This is a genomic window from Microbacterium sp. LWH13-1.2, assembly GCF_038397735.1.
In the GTDB taxonomy this organism is placed as follows: Bacteria; Actinomycetota; Actinomycetes; order Actinomycetales; family Microbacteriaceae; genus Microbacterium.
The window spans coordinates 1,385,639-1,403,724 of the sequence record NZ_CP151635.1 but is presented as its reverse complement, the minus strand read 5'-3'; the positions used below and the strand labels follow the sequence as shown (position 1 = coordinate 1,403,724).

At 68.0% G+C, this 18,086-nt stretch carries 16 protein-coding genes; all 16 read left to right on the top strand.

The window, feature by feature from the left end:
* The first annotated feature begins 88 nt into the window (after window positions 1-88).
* The 16 genes from MRBLWH13_RS06540 to MRBLWH13_RS06465 all read left to right on the top strand — a co-directional run bounded on the left by MRBLWH13_RS06540 (window position 89) and on the right by MRBLWH13_RS06465 (window position 18,043).
* Complete coding sequence (locus MRBLWH13_RS06540) at window positions 89-1,420, top strand: replication-associated recombination protein A (RefSeq protein WP_341957451.1); 1,332 nt, start codon at window positions 89-91, stop codon at window positions 1,418-1,420.
* Between the two features lie 162 nt (window positions 1,421-1,582).
* A complete protein-coding gene (rpsD, locus tag MRBLWH13_RS06535; protein ID WP_052677824.1) occupies window positions 1,583-2,212 on the top strand; it encodes a 30S ribosomal protein S4 in 630 nt (209 codons plus the stop codon).
* A gap of 106 nt (window positions 2,213-2,318) precedes the next feature.
* The gene (locus MRBLWH13_RS06530) at window positions 2,319-2,507 is read left to right on the top strand and encodes a hypothetical protein (protein WP_341957450.1); all 189 of its coding nucleotides are present in this window, start codon (window positions 2,319-2,321) and stop codon (window positions 2,505-2,507) included.
* 72 nt (window positions 2,508-2,579) lie between these two features.
* The gene (gene alaS / locus MRBLWH13_RS06525) at window positions 2,580-5,240 is read left to right on the top strand and encodes an alanine--tRNA ligase (protein WP_341957449.1); all 2,661 of its coding nucleotides are present in this window, start codon (window positions 2,580-2,582) and stop codon (window positions 5,238-5,240) included.
* Window positions 5,237-5,713, top strand: a complete 477-nt coding sequence (gene ruvX, locus MRBLWH13_RS06520) for a Holliday junction resolvase RuvX (RefSeq protein ID WP_056509984.1) — start codon at window positions 5,237-5,239, stop codon at window positions 5,711-5,713. The genes alaS and ruvX overlap by 4 nt, the downstream gene beginning before the upstream one ends.
* Window positions 5,713-7,287, top strand: coding sequence for an endolytic transglycosylase MltG (mltG, locus tag MRBLWH13_RS06515; RefSeq protein WP_341957448.1), 1,575 nt, complete (start codon window positions 5,713-5,715; stop codon window positions 7,285-7,287). The genes ruvX and mltG overlap by 1 nt, the downstream gene beginning before the upstream one ends.
* Window positions 7,284-8,096 (top strand): shikimate dehydrogenase, encoded by an 813-nt coding sequence (locus tag MRBLWH13_RS06510; RefSeq protein WP_341957447.1) that lies wholly within the window; start codon window positions 7,284-7,286, stop codon window positions 8,094-8,096. Before mltG ends, MRBLWH13_RS06510 begins: the two co-directional genes overlap by 4 nt.
* A gap of 53 nt (window positions 8,097-8,149) precedes the next feature.
* Window positions 8,150-9,379, top strand: coding sequence for a chorismate synthase (gene aroC, locus MRBLWH13_RS06505; protein WP_341957446.1), 1,230 nt, complete (start codon window positions 8,150-8,152; stop codon window positions 9,377-9,379).
* Window positions 9,363-9,881 (top strand): shikimate kinase, encoded by a 519-nt coding sequence (locus MRBLWH13_RS06500; RefSeq protein ID WP_341957445.1) that lies wholly within the window; start codon window positions 9,363-9,365, stop codon window positions 9,879-9,881. Before aroC ends, MRBLWH13_RS06500 begins: the two co-directional genes overlap by 17 nt.
* Window positions 9,878-10,966 (top strand): 3-dehydroquinate synthase, encoded by a 1,089-nt coding sequence (aroB, locus tag MRBLWH13_RS06495; protein WP_341957444.1) that lies wholly within the window; start codon window positions 9,878-9,880, stop codon window positions 10,964-10,966. Before MRBLWH13_RS06500 ends, aroB begins: the two co-directional genes overlap by 4 nt.
* Window positions 10,963-11,400 (top strand): type II 3-dehydroquinate dehydratase, encoded by a 438-nt coding sequence (locus MRBLWH13_RS06490; protein WP_341957443.1) that lies wholly within the window; start codon window positions 10,963-10,965, stop codon window positions 11,398-11,400. The genes aroB and MRBLWH13_RS06490 overlap by 4 nt, the downstream gene beginning before the upstream one ends.
* A gap of 73 nt (window positions 11,401-11,473) precedes the next feature.
* The gene (gene efp, locus MRBLWH13_RS06485; protein WP_311245144.1) at window positions 11,474-12,034 is read left to right on the top strand and encodes an elongation factor P; all 561 of its coding nucleotides are present in this window, start codon (window positions 11,474-11,476) and stop codon (window positions 12,032-12,034) included.
* A 3-nt stretch (window positions 12,035-12,037) separates the two neighbouring features.
* Window positions 12,038-12,448, top strand: a complete 411-nt coding sequence (gene nusB, locus MRBLWH13_RS06480) for a transcription antitermination factor NusB (RefSeq protein ID WP_311245143.1) — start codon at window positions 12,038-12,040, stop codon at window positions 12,446-12,448.
* 56 nt (window positions 12,449-12,504) lie between these two features.
* Window positions 12,505-15,804: an SNF2-related protein gene (locus MRBLWH13_RS06475; protein ID WP_341957442.1), complete on the top strand. Its 3,300-nt coding sequence runs from the start codon at window positions 12,505-12,507 to the stop codon at window positions 15,802-15,804.
* A 75-nt stretch (window positions 15,805-15,879) separates the two neighbouring features.
* Window positions 15,880-17,457, top strand: a complete 1,578-nt coding sequence (locus tag MRBLWH13_RS06470) for a Rieske 2Fe-2S domain-containing protein (RefSeq protein ID WP_341957441.1) — start codon at window positions 15,880-15,882, stop codon at window positions 17,455-17,457.
* Between the two features lies 1 nt (window position 17,458).
* The gene (locus MRBLWH13_RS06465) at window positions 17,459-18,043 is read left to right on the top strand and encodes a hypothetical protein (protein ID WP_341957440.1); all 585 of its coding nucleotides are present in this window, start codon (window positions 17,459-17,461) and stop codon (window positions 18,041-18,043) included.
* Window positions 18,044-18,086 lie beyond the last annotated feature (43 nt).

The window sequence follows — 18,086 nt, the reverse complement described above, 5'->3', positions numbered from 1 at the left end:
GAATGTGCACCGTCGCCTGAGAGCCTACCGTCGCGGCCGGCGTACTGATCCTGCCCGCAGTGTCAGCGCGCCGCGTTAGCCTGGACGGATGACCTCCGCCGCTGCACTGCTCTCCGGGCAGACGCCCCTCGCGGTGCGCATGCGCCCCGTCTCCCTCGACGAGGTGGCCGGACAGAAGCATCTGCTGCGGGCGGGTTCGCCGATCGTGGCCCTCGCGGATCCGGCGGCGACGTCGCCCGGGGCTGTGTCGATCATCCTCTGGGGTCCACCGGGCACCGGCAAGACCACGCTCGCCCAGGCCATCGCACGGTCGTCCGGGCGGCGGTTCGTCGAGCTCTCCGCGATCACCGCCGGCGTGAAGGACGTGCGCGAGGTGATGCAGGAGGCGATCACGCAGCGCGACCTGTACGGGCAGACGACGATCCTGTTCCTCGACGAGATCCACCGCTTCACCAAGGCGCAGCAGGACGCGCTGCTGCCGGGGGTCGAGAACGGCTGGGTGCTGCTGATCGCGGCGACCACCGAGAACCCCTCGTTCTCGGTGATCTCACCTCTGCTCTCCCGATCTCTGCTGCTGACGCTGCAGCCGCTTACCGACGACGACATCGGGGTCCTCGTAGACCGGGCCGTCAGCGACGCACGCGGGCTCAACGGTGCGGTCAGCCTCGCAGACGACGCACGCGCCGCGCTGATCAGGCTCGCCTCCGGTGACGCCCGACGGGCGCTCACGGGCCTCGAAGCCGCGGCCGCGGTCGCCCTGTCCAATGGCGAAGACGGCGCGGTGCCGGCTGCGACCGCCGACGACGTGGCACAGGCCGTCGACAAGGCGCTGCTGCGTTACGACCGCCAGGGCGACGAGCACTACGACGTGATCAGCGCGTTCATCAAGTCGATCAGGGGATCCGACCCCGACGCGGCGCTGCACTATCTCGCTCGCATGATCGAGGCGGGGGAGGATCCGCGCTTCATCGCGAGGCGTCTGGTGATCTCGGCCTCCGAGGATGTGGGGCTCGCCGACCCGCAGGCGCTCACGATCGCGGTCGCGGCCGCCGATGCGGTCGCTTTCATCGGCATGCCCGAGGGAAGGATCCCGCTCGCCGAGGCCACGGTCTATCTGGCGACCACCGCGAAGTCGAACGCCGCGTACACCGGAATCGACGCGGCGATCGCGGACATCCGCTCGGGCGGGTTCGGTCGGGTCCCGCTGCATCTGCGCGACGCCCACTATCCGGGGGCCAAGCGACTCGGTCACGGTCGCGGTTACGTCTATCCGCACGACAGCGAGTTCGGCATCCTCCCGCAGCAGTATCTGCCGGACGAACTGCAGGGCAGGCGCTACTACGAACCGAAGAACCTCGGGGCGGAGCGGGACATCTCGGCGCGCCTCGAGCGCATCCGCCGCATCCTCGACGGCCGCTGAGCCGGAATCTGTTAGACTGGATCGGCTCGAAACCGAGTTTTCGGGCATCTCCTCGTTCACACCACACCTTGCTGGCGCCCCGGCGTGCGCTCCAAGGCAGAACGCGGACGATACGTCCGTGAGTCGTGAAAGACGCGACCACGTCATCGGAAGGAAAACTTCGTGACCACGAAGTCCCAGGACCGCCGCAAGGTTCGTCTGAGCCGTGCCCTCGGCATCCCGCTCACCCCGAAGGCCGCCCGCTACCTCGAGAAGCGTCCCTACGCTCCGGGTGAGCACGGCCGCACCAAGCGCAAGGCTGACAGCGACTACGCCGTCCGTCTGCGTGAGAAGCAGCGTCTGCGCGAGCAGTACGGCATCCGCGAGAAGCAGATGCGCAACACGTTCAACGAGGCTCGTCGTCAGGACGGCCTGACCGGTGAGAACCTGGTCGAGCTGCTCGAGATGCGTCTCGACGCTCTCGTCGTGCGTTCGGGCTTCGCCCGCACCACCGCACAGGCTCGTCAGCTCGTCGTGCACCGTCACATCCTCGTCGACGGCCAGCTCGTCGACCGCCCGTCCTTCCGCGTGAAGCCGGGTCAGCTCATCCACGTCAAGGCCAAGAGCGAGGGCACCGAGCCCTTCCAGGTCGCAGCGGCCGGCGGTCACGCCGAGGTCCTGCCTCCCGTTCCCGGCTACCTCGAGGTCGAGCTCGACAAGCTCCAGGCTCGCCTGGTTCGTCGTCCGAAGCGTGCCGAGGTCCCCGTGACCTGTGAAGTGCAGCTCGTCGTCGAGTACTACGCAGCTCGCTGAGTTCAGCTTTTCCGCAGAAGGCGTCGGGGTTCACCCGACGCCTTCTGTCGTTTCCGCATACGATGGAGGCACCGCGCCTTCGCGGGTCAAGGGCAAGGATGGCGACATGAAGAACGTGCTGTGGTTCCTGATCGGAGTGATCGGCGGCTTCGTCGCGGCTCATTTCATGAACAAGGACCCGCGCGGTCACGACATCCTCGCCGAGGTCGACGCGCGGATCAACGAGTTCACGGCGATCATCGGCGACTCCTACCGCGACGAGAAGGCACGTCTCACCGACCCCGATGACGACTGACCGGCGCGCCTCAGCGCACACGGTTCTCGTCATCTGTTTCCCACTCAGCACGCAAGGACACCTGGCACCCCTATGAAAACTGCGGAGATCGCGCAGCGCTACCTCGATTACTTCGAGAAGAACGACCACGTCATCGTCCCCTCGGCCTCCCTGGTCAGCGACGACCCGTCCCTGCTGTTCACGGTCGCCGGAATGGTGCCGATGATCCCGTACCTCACGGGCGTCGTCCCCGCACCGCATCCGCGCATCGCGGATCTGCAGAAGTGCATCCGCACCAACGACATCGAAGAGGTCGGCAAGACCGCGCGTCACGGCACCTTCTTCCAGATGATGGGCAACTGGTCGTTCGGCGACTACTTCAAAGAGGGCGCCATCCGCTACGCGTGGGAGCTGCTGACGAGCTCCGAGGCCGACGGCGGCATGGGGTTCGACGAGAAGGACCTCTGGGTCACCGTCTACGAGACGGATGACGAGGCCGAATCCATCTGGCGCGACATCATCGGCCTGAAACCCGAGCGCATCCAGCGCCTCGGGCGCGCCGACAACTACTGGAACACCGGGCAGCCCGGCCCCGGCGGCCCGGACTCCGAGATCTTCTTCGACCGCGGCCCCGCATACGGCAAGGACGGCGGTCCTGCGGCAGACGACTCGAGGTTCCTGGAGATCTGGAACCTCGTGTTCATGCAGGACTTCATCGAGAACATCCGCGGCAAGACGGAATTCGACATCGTGGGGGAGCTGCCCCAGAAGAACATCGACACGGGCATGGGACTCGAGCGCGTCGCGTTCCTCAAGCAGGGCGTCGAGAACATGTACGAGACGGATCAGGTGCGCCCGGTGCTCGACCGGGCCGTCGAGCTCTCGGGTCGCCGCTACGGGGCGGTGCACGAAGACGACGTCCGCTTCCGCGTCGTCGCCGACCATGTCCGCTCCTCACTGATGCTGCTGTCCGATGGAGTCCGGCCGTCCAACGAGGGTCGCGGATACATCCTGCGCCGCCTGATGCGACGCACGGTGCGCTCGATGCGTCTGCTCGGCGTCGACGAGGCGGTGTTCCCCGAGCTCTTCGCCACCTCGCGTGACGCCATGAAGTCGGCGTACCCCGAGCTCGAGAAGGACTGGTCGACGCTGTCGGCCGCTGCCTTCGCCGAGGAGGAGACCTTCCGGCGCACGCTCGCTTCCGGGTCGACGATCCTCGACCTCGCGCTCGACGAGACGAAGAAGGGCGGAGCGACGACCCTCAGCGGTCCTGAGGCGTTCCTCCTGCACGACACCTACGGCTTCCCGATCGACCTCACCCTCGAGGTCGCGGAGGAGGCAGGTCTCGACGTCGACCGTGCGGCTTTCGACACCCTGATGCAGGAGCAGCGCTCCCGCGCCAAGGCCGATGCACGCAACCGCAAGCGTCAGCTCGCCGATGTCTCGGTCTACCGTGACCTGCGCGCGCTGGGCGAGACCGGCTTCGACGGTTACTCCGAGCTCGAGGTCGACTCGCGCATCCTCGGGATTCTCGTCGACGGCCAGCCGGCGCGCAGCGCCGCGGAGGGGCAGATCGCCGAGGTCGTGCTCGCCGAGACGACGCTCTACGCGGAGTCGGGTGGACAGGTCGCCGACAAGGGCGTGATCGTGGGCCCCGGGTTCGAACTCGACGTGCTCGATGTTCAGCGCCCGGTTCCGGGGCTCATCAGCCACACAGTCGAGGTCACGCGTGGCGTCGTCACGGTCGATGATGCTGCCACGACGGTGGTCGACGCGGCCAACCGCCGCGCCGCCCGGCAGGCGCACTCCGCGACGCATCTCGTGCATGCCGCGCTGCGCGACACGCTCGGCCCGACCGCCACGCAGGCGGGCTCGCTCAACCGCGCCGGTTACATGCGCTTCGACTTCTCGTGGTCGCAGGCGCTGTCGGCAGACACGCGCACCGAGATCGAGGAGATCACCAATCGCGCGGTCAACGACGCCCTTGAGGTCTCGACCCGCATCCTGACCCTCGATGAGGCGAAGGAGGCGGGCGCCATGGCACTGTTCGGCGAGAAGTACGGCGACGTCGTGCGCATGGTCGACATCGGTGGTCCCTGGTCGCGTGAGCTCTGCGCAGGAACCCATGTGAGCTCGAGCGCCGAGATCGGTCTCGTCAGCGTCGTCGGCGAGTCTTCGGTCGGCGCGTCGAACCGTCGCATCGAGGCTCTGGTCGGACAGGACGCATTCCGCGAGCTGGCCGCCGAGCGCGCTCTCGTCTCGCAGCTGACCACCTCGCTCAAGACCCCGCGCGATCAGCTCGCCGAGCGCATCGCGGACCTCTCCGCGAGCCTGAAAGCGGCGGAGAAGCGCATCGCGCAGTTCGAGTCCAAGGAGCGCGCAGGTCAGGTCCCGGCCATCGCGGAGTCCGCGGATCGTGTCGGAGCCTTCCGTGTCGCGGCACGGTCTCTCGGTGAGGTCGCCTCGGCCGACGACGTGCGTGAGCTGGTGCTCGGGGTGCGCGACCGTCTCGGATCGGACGCTGCGGTCGTCGCTCTCGGCGCCGTGGTGAACGGTCGCCCGGTGGTCGTCGTCGCGACGAACGATGCCGCCCGCGCGGCAGGCGCGAAGGCCGGTGCGCTGGCAAAGCGCGCCGCTTCCGTGCTCGGCGGCGGAGGCGGCGGTCGTGACGACGTCGCCCAGGGCGGCGGCACGGACGCCGCGGCTCTTCCCGCTGCTCTCGAGGCCGTGTCGCAGGAGCTGCAGTCAGCGTGAGCGGATTCCGTCGCGGTGTGCGGCTCGGTATCGACGTCGGACGTGCACGTGTCGGGGTCGCTCGCTGCGACCCCGACGGCATGCTCGCCGTCCCAGTGGAGACGGTCCAGCGCAACGACTCGGCGATCGACCGGATCGCGGAGATCGCACAGGACTTCGACCTGCTCGAGTTCGTGGTCGGCCTTCCGGTGAATCTGCAGGGTGCCGACACGGCATCCACGACCGATGCGCGGGAGTTCGCGGCGGCGCTGCAGTCGCGGACGGGCACGCCCGTCCGTCTCGTGGACGAGCGTCTGAGCACGGTCACCGCACACGCCGCATTGCGCTCTTCGGGCAGATCTCAGAAGAAGTCTCGTAGCATTGTGGATCAGATCGCCGCGGTGGTTCTGCTGCAGCAGGCGATCGACACGGAGAAGAGCACCGGAAACCCGCCCGGTGACACGATTCCGCTCGACGAGGAGTCCCCACGCTAATGCCCGAACGTGAGAGTTCTTCACCTCAGCACGATCCGGACGCCCGCCTCGGCGACCTGTTCGAGAATCTTCCCGATCCGTCGCAGCAGAGCCCGACGGTCGACAACACGCCACCGGCTCCCGGGTCGCGCCGAGCCGCCCGCGAGGCGGCTGCGGCGCAGGCGCCCGGCGGTCAGGCGCCTGTGCCTGAACCGCAGGAGCCCCGTTCGGACGACGACGCCTCGACCCGCGCACTTCCCGTGACCGGTCCCGCCCAGTCGCCCGACATCCGCGCCGACGACTCCGCGACACGCGGCGGTGACCACGTCTCCGCAGCTCGCGACGGCGTCCTCACATCCGACGCAGATCGTGACGGACCATCCGCGCCCGTCGTCGCAGATGCAGCCGTGCCCGCGACCGCCGCAGCCTCAGGCGCTGCGGGTTCCGGTGGACGCCTCGAAGATCTCTTCCACGCGCACACCGATGAGGACTCCGGGAGTCGCCCTCCGAAGAAGAAGAAGCGCCGCACCGGCTGCCTCGTGGCGCTGATCATCGTGCTCGCCGTGATCGGAGGCATCGTCGGCACCGGAATCTGGGCCTGGAACACGTACGGCGACAAGATCAGCGACGCACTCGGATGGGGTGAGCCGGCCGACTGGGAGCCCGGCATCGCGTCCGGCGAAGTGCTCGTCACCGTCCAGGAGGGCGACACCGGCTCACCCGTGTCGACTGCACTGTACGAAGCGGGTGTCACCCGTACCGACGAGGTCTTCTACGATTACCTCGTCAAGGAGAACATTGCCATCACGTTCTACCCCGGCATCTACCGGCTTCAGGAGAAGATGACGGCCGCGGCCGCGCTCGAGGCGCTTCAGGACCCCGCGAACAAGCTCGAGAACTCGGCGAGCGTCGGCGAGGGCGCGACGATCGAGTCGTCGCTTCCCGGCATGGCGGAGTCTCTCGGGATGCCGATCGAAGACCTCCAGGCCGCTGTGGACGCGGATCCCGCGACCTACGGTGTGACCGCGCAGACTCTCGAGGGCTGGCTCTTCCCCGCCGTCTACACGTTCGATCCCGGCGTCACCGCGACGCAGGTGATCCAGCGCATGGTCGACCGCACCAAGGAGTCGCTGGATGCCGCCGGCGTTCCCGCCGAAGACGCGCAGCGTGTGCTGACGATCGCGTCGATCATCCAGCGCGAGGGACTCACGGCGGACTTCCCGAAGGTGTCGCGCGTGATCCAGAACCGCCTGGACATCGACATGAAGCTCCAGATGGACTCGACCGCGCAGTACGGCTACGGCTCGCTGCACGAGGGCGTCGTCTCGAGCTCGGCCGAGGCGCTCGAGGATCCCAACGACTGGAACACCTACGTGCACACGGGGTTGCCGATCACGCCGATCGCCAGCCCGAGCGATGCCGCCATCGATGCGGCCATGCACCCGGCTGACGGTCCGTGGCTGTACTTCGTCACCGTCAACCTCGCCACGGGAGAGACCCAGTTCTCGGTGACCTACGAGGAGCACCTCCAGGGCGTCGAGAAGTGGGAGAAGTGGTGCCAGGAGAACCCCGACGGGGGATGCTCGGCCGGATGACGCCTCGGCATCTCGCGGTGTGGGGCGACCCGATCGCACATTCGAAGTCGCCGCGGCTGCATGCGGCCGCGTACGGCGTGCTCGGCCTCGACTGGGAGTACTCGAGTCGGCAGGTCGACGAGAGCGTTTTCGACGATGCCCTCGCGTCGCTCGATGACTCCTGGCTCGGTCTGTCGCTCACGATGCCGCTGAAAGAGCGGGCCCATCGGGCCGCAGCGACACGCGACACGCACGCCGAGCTCACGGGCGCAGTCAACACACTGCTCCTGACGGACGTCGCGCAGGGCTTCAACACCGATGTCGGCGGAATCATCGACGCCCTCGGCGAGCACGGCCTCGGCGAAGTGGGCCGCGTCCGCGTCCTCGGCGCCGGTGCGACTGCGGCATCCGCAGTCGTCGCGTGCGTCGAACTCGGCGCCCGGTCGATCGAGGTGCGCGCACGTCGCCCCGAGCGCGCCGCGACGCTCATCGCGCTCGGCGCGCGACTCGGAGTCGATGTGACCGCAGACGCGTTCGCCGCGGACGCAGACCAGGTCGATCTCACCGTGGCGACCCTTCCGAGCGGTTCGGCCCTCGACGACGCGACCGCTGTGCGTCTCGCCGAGCGAGGCGGAGCGTTGTTCGACGTCGCCTACTCGCCATGGCCCTCCGCACTCGCCACCGCCTGGACGGGCGGCCAGGCGATCTCGGGCGAAGGGATGCTGCTCTGGCAGGCCGTACGGCAGATCCGGATCTTCCGACACGGGGATCAGACCATCGCATTGCCCGGCGAAGATGGCGTGGTCGCCGCGATGAGAGCAGTTCTGTAACCGCCGACGACACGCGGCACGAGTCAGGTCGAAACGCGTGGGAGACTAGAGCAATGCTCCGCGTGCTCACGGCCGGCGAATCGCACGGCCCAGAACTCATTGCCGTCATGGAGGGTCTGCCCTCGGGCGTCCCCGTGTCCTCAGAGGCGATCCAGGCCGATCTCGCACGTCGCAAGCTCGGCTACGGCCGCGGCTCGCGTATGAAGTTCGAGCAGGACGAGCTCACCATCTCCGGCGGTGTCCGTCACGGCAGGACGCTCGGCAGCCCGATCGCCCTGCGCATCGGGAATACCGAGTGGCCGAAGTGGATCGAGGTCATGAACCCCGAACCCGTCGAGCTCACCGACAAGTCGAGGGGTCGCAGCGCGCCGCTCACCCGACCGCGCCCCGGCCATGCCGATCTCGTGGGCATGCAGAAGTACGACTTCGACGAGGCGCGCCCGATCCTCGAGCGTGCCAGCGCCCGCGAGACCGCCGCCCGTGTCGCGCTCGGTGCGATCGCCCGGTCGTTCCTCGGCGAACTCGGCATCCGTCTCGTGAGCCACACGCTGTCGATCGGTCCCGTGCAGGTGCCGCCAGGTTCCCCGCTTCCGACTCCCGATGACGTGGAGACGCTCGACGCCGACCCGCTGCGCTGCTTCGATCCGGCCACGTCCGCCCTCATGGTGGCCGAGGTCGACGACGCCAAGAAGGACGGCGACACCCTCGGCGGGATCGTCGAGGTCCTCGCCTACGGCCTGCCTCCCGGGCTGGGCTCGCACGTGCACTGGGACCGCCGCCTCGACGCGCGTCTCGCGCAGGCGCTCATGAGCATCCAGGCGATCAAGGGCGTCGAGGTCGGTGACGGCTTCGAGACGACCCGTCGCCGGGGTTCCGCAGCTCACGACGAGCTGTTCGCCACTGCCGACGGCATCTCGCGCGGCTCTGACCGTGCGGGAGGCACCGAGGGCGGGATGTCCACCGGCACTGTGCTGCGCGTTCGCGCCGGAATGAAGCCCATCGCGACCGTCCCGCACGCCCTCCGGACGATCGACATCGCCTCCGGCGAGGATGCCACGGCCCACCACCAGCGCTCGGACGTGTGCGCTGTGCCCGCTGCCGGTGTCGTGGCCGAGGCCATGGTCGCCGTCGAACTGGCGAACGCCGTGCTCGAGAAGTTCGGTGGCGACAGCATCCGCGAGACGCGTCGCAACCTCGACGGGTATCTGGCCGGCATTCCGGCCGAGCTGCGGACGACCCCGGCGTCCGAGGCGGCGCTCATCGCGCATGACGAGCGAAGCTGAGCAGCTGACGCTGGTGCTGGTCGGTCCGATGGCGGCCGGGAAGACCAGCGTCGGTCGCCGCGTCGCCAAGAAGCTCGGCGTGCCGTTCATCGACACCGACAAGCGCGTCGTCGCCGCCCACGGCCCGATCCCCGGGATCTTCGCCGACCACGGCGAGGCACATTTCCGCTCGCTCGAACGGGCGGAGGTCGCCGACGCGCTGAGGGCGGGCGGGGTGATCTCGCTCGGAGGCGGCGCGGTGACGGATCCCGGGACGCGGGCGCTGCTGCGCGAGCATCCCGTCGTCTTCCTGACCGTGTCGCCGGAGGCGGTCGTGCACCGCATCAATGCGGGTGGCCGACCGCTGCTCGCGGGGGACGATCCGGTCGGGCGCTGGACGCAGATCTTCGAAGAACGTCGAGGCTGGTATGACGAGGTGGCATCCGTGACGTTCGACACGTCGCGACGCCCCATGCAGCGCATCGCCGACGACATCGTGGCATGGAGGAGAGAACGAGCATGAGCACCACCACCATCAGTGTGACGGGGGAGACCCCCTACGAGATCAGCATCGGACGCGGGATCCTCGATCAGGTCTCTGCCGCCCTGGATCCGGGCGTGCGGAAGATCCTCGTCGTGCATCCGCCGACGCTCGCGGCCCGTGCCGCGGAGCTGCGCGATCGACTGCTCGCGGACGTCGAGAACGGACCGCGTGAGGTGCTTCTGGCCGAAGTGCCGGATGCCGAGCAGGGCAAGCGCATCGAGGTCGCGGCGTTCTGCTGGCAGGTCATGGGCCAGGCCGACTTCACACGCACGGATGCCGTCGTGGGATACGGCGGCGGCGCGGTCACCGACCTCGCAGGGTTCGTCGCGGCGACCTGGTTGCGCGGCGTGCAGGTCGTCCAGGTGCCGACGACCGTGCTCGGACTGGTCGACGCGTCGGTCGGCGGGAAGACGGGGATCAACACCGCGGAGGGCAAGAACCTCGTCGGTGCGTTCTGGGCTCCGCGCGCGGTGATCGGAGACCTCGACGAACTCTCGAGCCTCAGCCCGAACGAGGCGACGGCCGGATTCGCCGAGGTCGCGAAGGCCGGTTTCATCTGGGCGCCCGAGATCCTCGACATCATCGAAGCCGACCCCGCTCGGGCCGTCGACACCACGACCCCGGAATTCCGGCGCGCGGTCGAGCTCGCGATCGACATGAAGGCGAAGGTCGTCTCCGACGACTTCCGCGAGGCGGGGCAGCGCGAGATCCTCAACTACGGTCACACCCTCGGCCATGCGATCGAGCATGCGGAGCGCTACCGCTGGCGCCACGGCGCGGCTGTCTCCATCGGGATGCTGTACGCGGCAGAGCTGTCGCGACTCGCCGGACGCCTCTCGGACGAAGCCGCAGAGCGCCACCGCACGATCCTCGAGTCGCTGGGCCTTCCGACCGGATACCGCGCCGGTGCGTGGCCGCAGCTGCTGGCCACGATGCAGCGCGACAAGAAGAGCCGCGGCGGCATGCTGCGATTCATCCTGCTCGACGACATCGCGAAGCCCACGGTCCTGCAGGCCCCCGACGAATCGCTGCTCTTCGCTGCGTACCAGGAGATCGGCGAATGACGCGCCGCATACTCCTCGTCAACGGTCCGAACCTCAACCTGCTCGGCAGCCGTGAACCCGATGTCTACGGCACGGCGACGCTCGCTGATGTGGAGCGCCTGACCGCCGAGGCCGCCGCAGCCGTGGGCTTCGAGGTGCGCGCCGTCCAGAGCAACCACGAGGGTGTGCTGATCGACGCCATCCATGCCGCCCGGGCGGACTGCGCGGCGATCATCATCAATCCCGGGGGCCTCACCCATACCTCTGTGTCGCTGCGGGACGCACTCACCGGCGTCGCACTGCCTTTCGCCGAGGTTCACATCTCCGACGTGTACTCCCGCGAGGAGTTCCGGCATCATTCCTACCTCCACGACGTCGCCGCAGTCCGTGTGATCGGCGAGGGAGTCGACGGGTATGCGAACGCTGTGCGGCAGCTCGCAGCGCTCATCCCGTAGAATCGACTGTCGGCCCACCCAGTCCACCGGGACGAGAACGGCCCCCAGACTCTAGAAACGGAAAGTCCAGCGCATGGCATCTACCGCAGACATCAAGAACGGCGTCGTCCTCAACATCGAGCGCCAGCTCTGGAGCGTCGTCGAGTTCCAGCACGTCAAGCCCGGCAAGGGCGGCGCATTCGTCCGCACCAAGCTCAAGAACGTGATGAGCGGCAAGGTCGTCGACAAGACGTTCAACGCCGGTGCGAAGATCGAGATCGAGAACGTCGACCGTCGTGATTACACCTACCTGTACACCGACGGTGACGGCTACGTGTTCATGGACCAGACCGACTTCGATCAGATCACCGTGAGCGCGGCGACGGTCGGTGACGCGAAGAACTTCCTGCTCGAGAACCAGCAGGTCACGATCGCGCTCAACAACGGCAACCCGCTCTACATCGACCTGCCGGCGTCCGTGATCCTCGAGATCACGTACACCGAGCCGGGTCTGCAGGGCGACCGCTCGTCGGCGGGCACGAAGCCGGCGACGCTCGAGACCGGCTACGAGATCCAGGTCCCGCTGTTCGTCGAGACCAACACCAAGGTCAAGGTCGACACGCGCACGGGCGACTACCTCGGTCGCGAGAAGTAAGGCGTGAGCGCCCGAACGAAGGCGCGCAAGCGCGCACTCGACATCCTGTTCTCAGCTGACGTCCGTGGCGACGAGGTCGCGGTGACTCTGGCCGCCGAGGCGCAGCGCGCAGCGAGCGAGCCTGCCCGCGAGGCCTCCTGGCTGTATGCCCGCGAGGTCGTCGACGGCATCATCGATCACCGCGACGAGATCGACGAGCAGATCACCACGCACAGCCGTGACTGGAAGATCGAGCGCATGCCCGCCGTCGACCGGGCTCTGCTGCGCATCGGCGTCTGGGAGATCCTCTTCAACGACGCGGTCCCCACCGCGGTCGCCATCGATGAGGCGGTCGAACTCGCCAAGGAGTTCTCGACCGACGATTCGGGTGCGTTCGTGCACGGCGTGCTCGCACGCGTCTCTCGCGCAGCCTGAGCGAGGCATCAGGCGGCGGCGACCTCGATGTCCGGGGCCGCGGGAAGGATGGGGCCATGCCCGCGCCGCACGTCGACCTCCGCGACCTCATGCAGATCACGGATGTGGGCGGATACCAGCGCGGTCTGGCCTACTTCCGCGAGGGCAACGTGCTCGACGTGGTCTGGCATGAGGATCTCCTCGAGCTCGAAGGTCACGTCAGCGGCAGCGGCGACGCCCAGTACCAGACCGAGATCGTCTTCTTGTCGTCGAACGGCACGCGGCGGGTCCGCACGACGCGCTGCTCGTGCCCGGTGCGCAGCGGGTGCAAGCACGTCGTCGCGACGCTGCTCGCATCGAACGTCCATGAGTACACCGAGCAGGCCGCGGCGCTGAAGAGGCCGGCCGAGCCGGTCGACACGCCCTCGCCGGCCCCGACCACGGCGACGCCTTCGTGGCGCAGCCTGCTCGACCCGGCCGTCTCCCGGCATCCGCAGCCGCTGGCGCTCGGAGTCGAGCTGCGTCACCGGGAGTCCAGATCCGAGAACCACTGGGGTCCGCGCCCGGTGCGTGCGGCGACCGCTCGGGATCTCGCCCGGCCGACCGGGGAGCTGCTGCTCGCCATCCGTCCGCTGATGCGCAGCGCGCAGACGGGGTCCTGGATCCAGGGCGGTGCGGGGTGGGATGCCGTGCGTCGGGACGCCGCTCAGTTCGGACGCATGCAGAATCGCTGGTTCGGCGACCTGCTGAGCATCTCCCGCGATTCATTGCTCTCCGGCAACGCCGGCGACTGGCTCGTGCTCGATCAGGTCGAGTCGCCGCTGCTGTGGGGCCAGCTCCGCTCGGGTGCGGAGCTCGGCATACCGCTCGTCGCGAGCCAGAAGAACGCATCCGTGCGCCTCGCCACGTCGTCCGGGGTGTCGGCGCGCATCACTCGGGTCGACGACGGTTCGCTGTCCGTGGCAGCAGAAGTGCAGATCGACGGTGTCCCTGTCGCCGCATCCGCGGTTCATCCGATCGGCCGCACCGGCGTGTACTCGGCGGGACTGGTCGGCGTGCGCATCGAGATCGTGCTCGCGGAGGCGCCACTGAGCGAGCAGATCCGCGCACTGCTCGCCGCCCCCGACGAGATCCTCGTCCCGGCGTCGGACGAGCAGGCGTTCATCTCCGACGCCTACCCGCTGCTCGCGAGACGCGGCGTGGTCCACACGGTCGGCGCCGTCTCGCTGCCGGAGGTTCCCGATCCGGAGCCCGTCCTGACGATCACCTACGAGCGCGGTGACGTCGTCAGCTACTCGTTCGAATGGTCCTACGGCCGATTCGGACGGGTGCCGTTCGCCTGGACCGACGCCGCCGTGCGCGACGCCGTCGCCGAGACCACCGTGCGAGCACGGATCGAGGAGGCGTGGCAGGAGTTCAGGGCGACGAGATTCCGGCCTGCCGGCTCGTTCCACGACATCGACGCCGCGGCGTTCGTCGCCGAAGGCGTCCCCGCCCTCGAGGCGGTGGGCGTGACCGTCGAATCGGTCGGCGCCCCCAAGGAATACCGCGAGCTGACCGGCGCCCCTGAGGTGAAGGTCACGACAGTCGAGACGACCGACTCGGACTGGTTCGACCTCGGCATCCTCGTGACGATCGACGGCAGACGGATCCCGTTCGGTCCGCTGTTCACCGCGCTGAGCAAGGGCCGCAAGAAGCTGCTGCTCGCCGACGGCGGGTACTTCTCGCTCAATCACCCGGCTCTGGATCGTCTCCGCGACCTGATCGAAGAGGCCGGTGAGCTGCAGGAATGGGAGACCGGGCCCCGGATCAGCCGGTATCAGACCGACCTCTGGGAGGAGTTCGAAGACCTCGCAGACGAGTCGGAGCCAGCGGTCAACTGGCGCGCCACGGCCGAAGGACTCCGTCAGGCGACCGGGGTGCCCGAGACGCCGGTGCCCGCGGGCGTGCAGGCCGAGCTGCGGCCCTATCAGAAGGCCGGATTCGACTGGCTCGCCTTCCTCTGGCGGCACCGGATGGGCGGCATCCTCGCCGACGACATGGGCCTCGGCAAGACGCTGCAGCTGCTGACCTTCATCCAGCATGCGAAAGACCAGGGTGAGACGCGTCCGTTCCTGGTGCTCGCTCCCACGTCGGTGCTGAGCACGTGGCGGTCGGAGGCAGCGCGGTTCACCCCGGGACTGCGGGTGTCGATCGTCGACAGCACCAGCGGCAGGCGCGCAGACGCTCTCCGCCACGCCGCGGAGTCGGCCGACCTCGTCGTGAGCTCCTACACCGTCGCCCGGCTCGACGAGGAGGAGTTCCGCTCTGTCGAGTGGGCAGCGCTGATCCTCGACGAGGCCCAGTTCGTCAAGAACCCGAAGACGCGTCTGCACCGGGCCATCGCGACGTTCCGATCCGACGTGACGTACGCGGTGACCGGCACCCCCATGGAGAACAGCCTGTCGGAGCTCTGGTCGCTGCTCTCTCTCGCGGCTCCCGGACTCTTCCCGTCTGCGCGGAAGTTCCGCGACAGGTACATCCAGCCGATCGAGAAGGGCAAGGTCCCCGAGAACGAGGAGGGCGGCGACTACCGCGCCCGGCGACTCGCCCAGCTCCGTCGTCGTGTCCGGCCTCTCATGCTGCGGCGCACCAAGGAGCTCGTCGCCTCGGATCTGCCGGCGAAGCAGGAACAGCTGCTCGAAGTGGAGCTGAGCCCCGAGCATCGCGCGCTCTACGACGTGGTGCTGCAACGAGAGCGTCAGAAGGTGCTGGGCCTGCTCGACGACCTCGACCGCAACAGGTTCATCGTCTTCCGTTCGCTGACTCTTCTGAGGATGCTGAGCCTCGCTCCCGGTCTGGTAGACGAGGCGGACGCGGAGATCGGCTCGAGCAAGCTCGACACGCTGCTCGAGAGGGTGATCGAGCTGCAGGCGGAGGGCCACCGGGCACTCGTCTTCAGCCAGTTCACCTCGTTCCTCGATCTCGCGGCCGCGCGCCTCGAGGCTGCGGGCATTCCGTACGCGCACCTCGACGGCTCGACGCGGCACAGGGAGCAGGTCATCGACGCGTTCAAGGCCGGGGAGCAGCCGGTCTTCCTGATCAGCCTGAAGGCCGGAGGCTTCGGTCTGACGCTCACGGAGGCCGACTACGTCTTCCTGCTCGATCCGTGGTGGAACCCGGCCGCTGAAGAGCAGGCGATCGACCGCACCCACCGGATCGGGCAGACGAGTCAGGTGTTCGTCTACCGGATGATCTCGACCGGCACGATCGAGGAGAAGGTCCTGCAGCTGCAGCAGCGCAAGGCGCGCCTCTTCACCGCGGTCATGGACGACGACGAGCTGTTCGCGCAGTCCATCACGGCCGATGACATCAAGGGTCTGTTCGAGGACCGCTGATTTGTTCCGGCCCGGTCACCGCGACCGCTCAGGGGCCCATCGATAGAATCGAACGGTTCACTTCAGGAGGAATGCATGCGGATAACGGGACTCGGCCACGCCGGGATGTTCATCGAGACGGTCGGCGGGAACATCATCTGCGACCCCGTTCTCGGGCCCTCCTTCTTCGGCTCGTGGTTCCCGTTCCCCGACAACCGGGGCCTCGACTGGGAGCGATTCGGTCGTGAGGCGGACTTCCTCTACATCTCTCACCGCCACCGCGACCACTTCGACCCGAAACTGCTCGAGCGGTACATCCGCAAGGACATCGAGGTGCTCCTGCCCGAGTATCCGATCGATGACCTCGAACAGGACATCAGGGCGCTCGGCTACACGAACATCACCTACGCGCCCGCCGGGGAGATCATCGAACGCGGCGACCTGAAGATCATGATCACGCCGCTGCGTGCCCCGAGCGACGGTCCGATCGGCGATTCGTCGCTGAGCGTCGACGACGGCACCGCGTCGATCCTCAACCAGAACGACTCGCATCCGCTCGATCTCGACACGCTCCTGCACTTCGGGAAGCCCGACGCGTACTTCACGCAGGTGTCGGGGGCCATCTGGTGGCCCATGGTCTACGACCTGCCGATGGACGCCAAGCAGAACTTCGCGAAGCTCAAGCGCGATGCCCAGAACAAGCGTGCGATGTACTACATCGACAAGGTGGACGCCCCGCACGTGTTCCCGATGGCAGGACCGCCGATGTTCCTGCGCGACGAGCTCTTCGACTTCAACGGGATCGGCCGTAGCGGCGAGTCGATCTTCACGGATCAGAAGCAGTTCCTCGCGCACATGAACGAGCTGTCGCCGCAGTACGACGGTCACCTGTTCGTTCCCGGCACGGTCGTCACGGTCGACGGGGGAGACGTGGCCACGGAGCAGTCGCTCTACACCGAGGCTGAACTCGCCCACATCTTCGACGAGAAGTGGGACTACCTCGAGGAGCAGCGGGCGTCGCGGCAGCAGGAGATCGCGGACGAGGAGGCATCGCGCGCCGAGGTCCTTCCCGCCGCCGAGATCCTCGAGGCCCTCAAGGGCTGGTGGGAGCCACTGCTGAAGAAGTCGCGCACCATCCGTCTCGGCGTCGGCGGATGCGTCCGGTTCAAGATCGGCGACCTCGACATGGTCGTCGACTTCCCCCGCGCCAAGGTGCGCGAGTACGCGGGCGAGGAGTGCATCTACTGGTACACGATCCCCGCCGATCTCGTCTCGACGAACATCCGCGACCGTGAGATCGACTGGTCGAACTCGATCTTCCTGTCGATGCAGTTCCACGTCGGACGCAGCGGCAAGTTCAACGAGTTCCTCACGACCTTCCTCAAGTGCCTCTCGGTCGACCGCATCGAGTACGTGGAGAACTGGTATCAGGAGCAGACCGACCAGACCGAGGACGCCGAAGTCGGCGACTGGGTCGTGCAGCGTCGCTGCCCGCATCTGCGCGCAGACCTCACGAAGACCGGAAAGGTCGACGAGGACGGCATCCTGACGTGCAGCATGCACGACTGGAAGTGGGACCTGAAGACCGGTCGCTGTCTCTCGACCAGCGGTCACCCGATCCGCTCGACCAAGATCGACGAGGTCACCGACGCCGTGCTCAGCGAGGCCGGCTGACGTGCCGCGTTCCCCGCACCCGCAGGGTTCCGGTCGTGACGCACGTACGTCGCGCCTCGAGTACAAGGGACCATGGCGGGGTGCTCGCTGGATCGTGCGCTCGGATTCCGAGCGCCTCGTGCGCATCGCCGCCGAGTTTCTCACCGAGGCGGGATTCGAGGCGCGATCCGATGGATTCGCCGACAGGCTGCGCGAGCGCGGCTCGGAGTGGACGGCGACAGCCCTCGAGATCGGCGATGAGAAGCGTTCGCATCGCAGCTGGTGGCGCGGCCTTCTGACCGACGAGCTGCCGTTTCCGATGCCGCATGCACTCCAGCATGTGCTTCCGCCGACCCTGGTCGTCGCCGCCGCGCGCCCCGTCGCGGCGGGAGTCGCCGAGCTCGTCGTCTTCCCCCACACGTCCGCGCGCGGCGACGCCACCCATGCGCGAGCTGCGGCGCCGCGGGTCGCCGCCGCGCTCGAGCAGATCACCGCGGCGGCGGGAGCTGAGGGCGCGATGCTCTCGCACGAATCGCTGCGCGGCATCGCGAACGACGGCTCGCCCGCCTCCCAGGCGGTCGTCCGCGACGTTCTCGGCTGGCGCTGACCGCGCGCTAGACTGGACGCATCAAGCAACCTTTAACACCGTC

Bases quoted from the DNA above. Each gene is read 5' to 3' on its own strand.
- MRBLWH13_RS06510 (WP_341957447.1), top strand. From the start codon at position 7,284: ATGACGCCTCGGCATCTCGCGGTGTGGGGCGACCCGATCGCACATTCG.
- MRBLWH13_RS06540 (WP_341957451.1), top strand. From the start codon at position 89: ATGACCTCCGCCGCTGCACTGCTCTCCGGGCAGACGCCCCTCGCGGTG.
- MRBLWH13_RS06475 (WP_341957442.1), top strand. From the start codon at position 12,505: ATGCCCGCGCCGCACGTCGACCTCCGCGACCTCATGCAGATCACGGAT.
- MRBLWH13_RS06490 (WP_341957443.1), top strand. From the start codon at position 10,963: ATGACGCGCCGCATACTCCTCGTCAACGGTCCGAACCTCAACCTGCTC.
- efp (WP_311245144.1), top strand. From the start codon at position 11,474: ATGGCATCTACCGCAGACATCAAGAACGGCGTCGTCCTCAACATCGAG.
- aroB (WP_341957444.1), top strand. From the start codon at position 9,878: ATGAGCACCACCACCATCAGTGTGACGGGGGAGACCCCCTACGAGATC.
- alaS (WP_341957449.1), top strand. From the start codon at position 2,580: ATGAAAACTGCGGAGATCGCGCAGCGCTACCTCGATTACTTCGAGAAG.
- MRBLWH13_RS06470 (WP_341957441.1), top strand. From the start codon at position 15,880: ATGCGGATAACGGGACTCGGCCACGCCGGGATGTTCATCGAGACGGTC.
- MRBLWH13_RS06500 (WP_341957445.1), top strand. From the start codon at position 9,363: ATGACGAGCGAAGCTGAGCAGCTGACGCTGGTGCTGGTCGGTCCGATG.
- mltG (WP_341957448.1), top strand. From the start codon at position 5,713: ATGCCCGAACGTGAGAGTTCTTCACCTCAGCACGATCCGGACGCCCGC.
- MRBLWH13_RS06530 (WP_341957450.1), top strand. From the start codon at position 2,319: ATGAAGAACGTGCTGTGGTTCCTGATCGGAGTGATCGGCGGCTTCGTC.
- aroC (WP_341957446.1), top strand. From the start codon at position 8,150: ATGCTCCGCGTGCTCACGGCCGGCGAATCGCACGGCCCAGAACTCATT.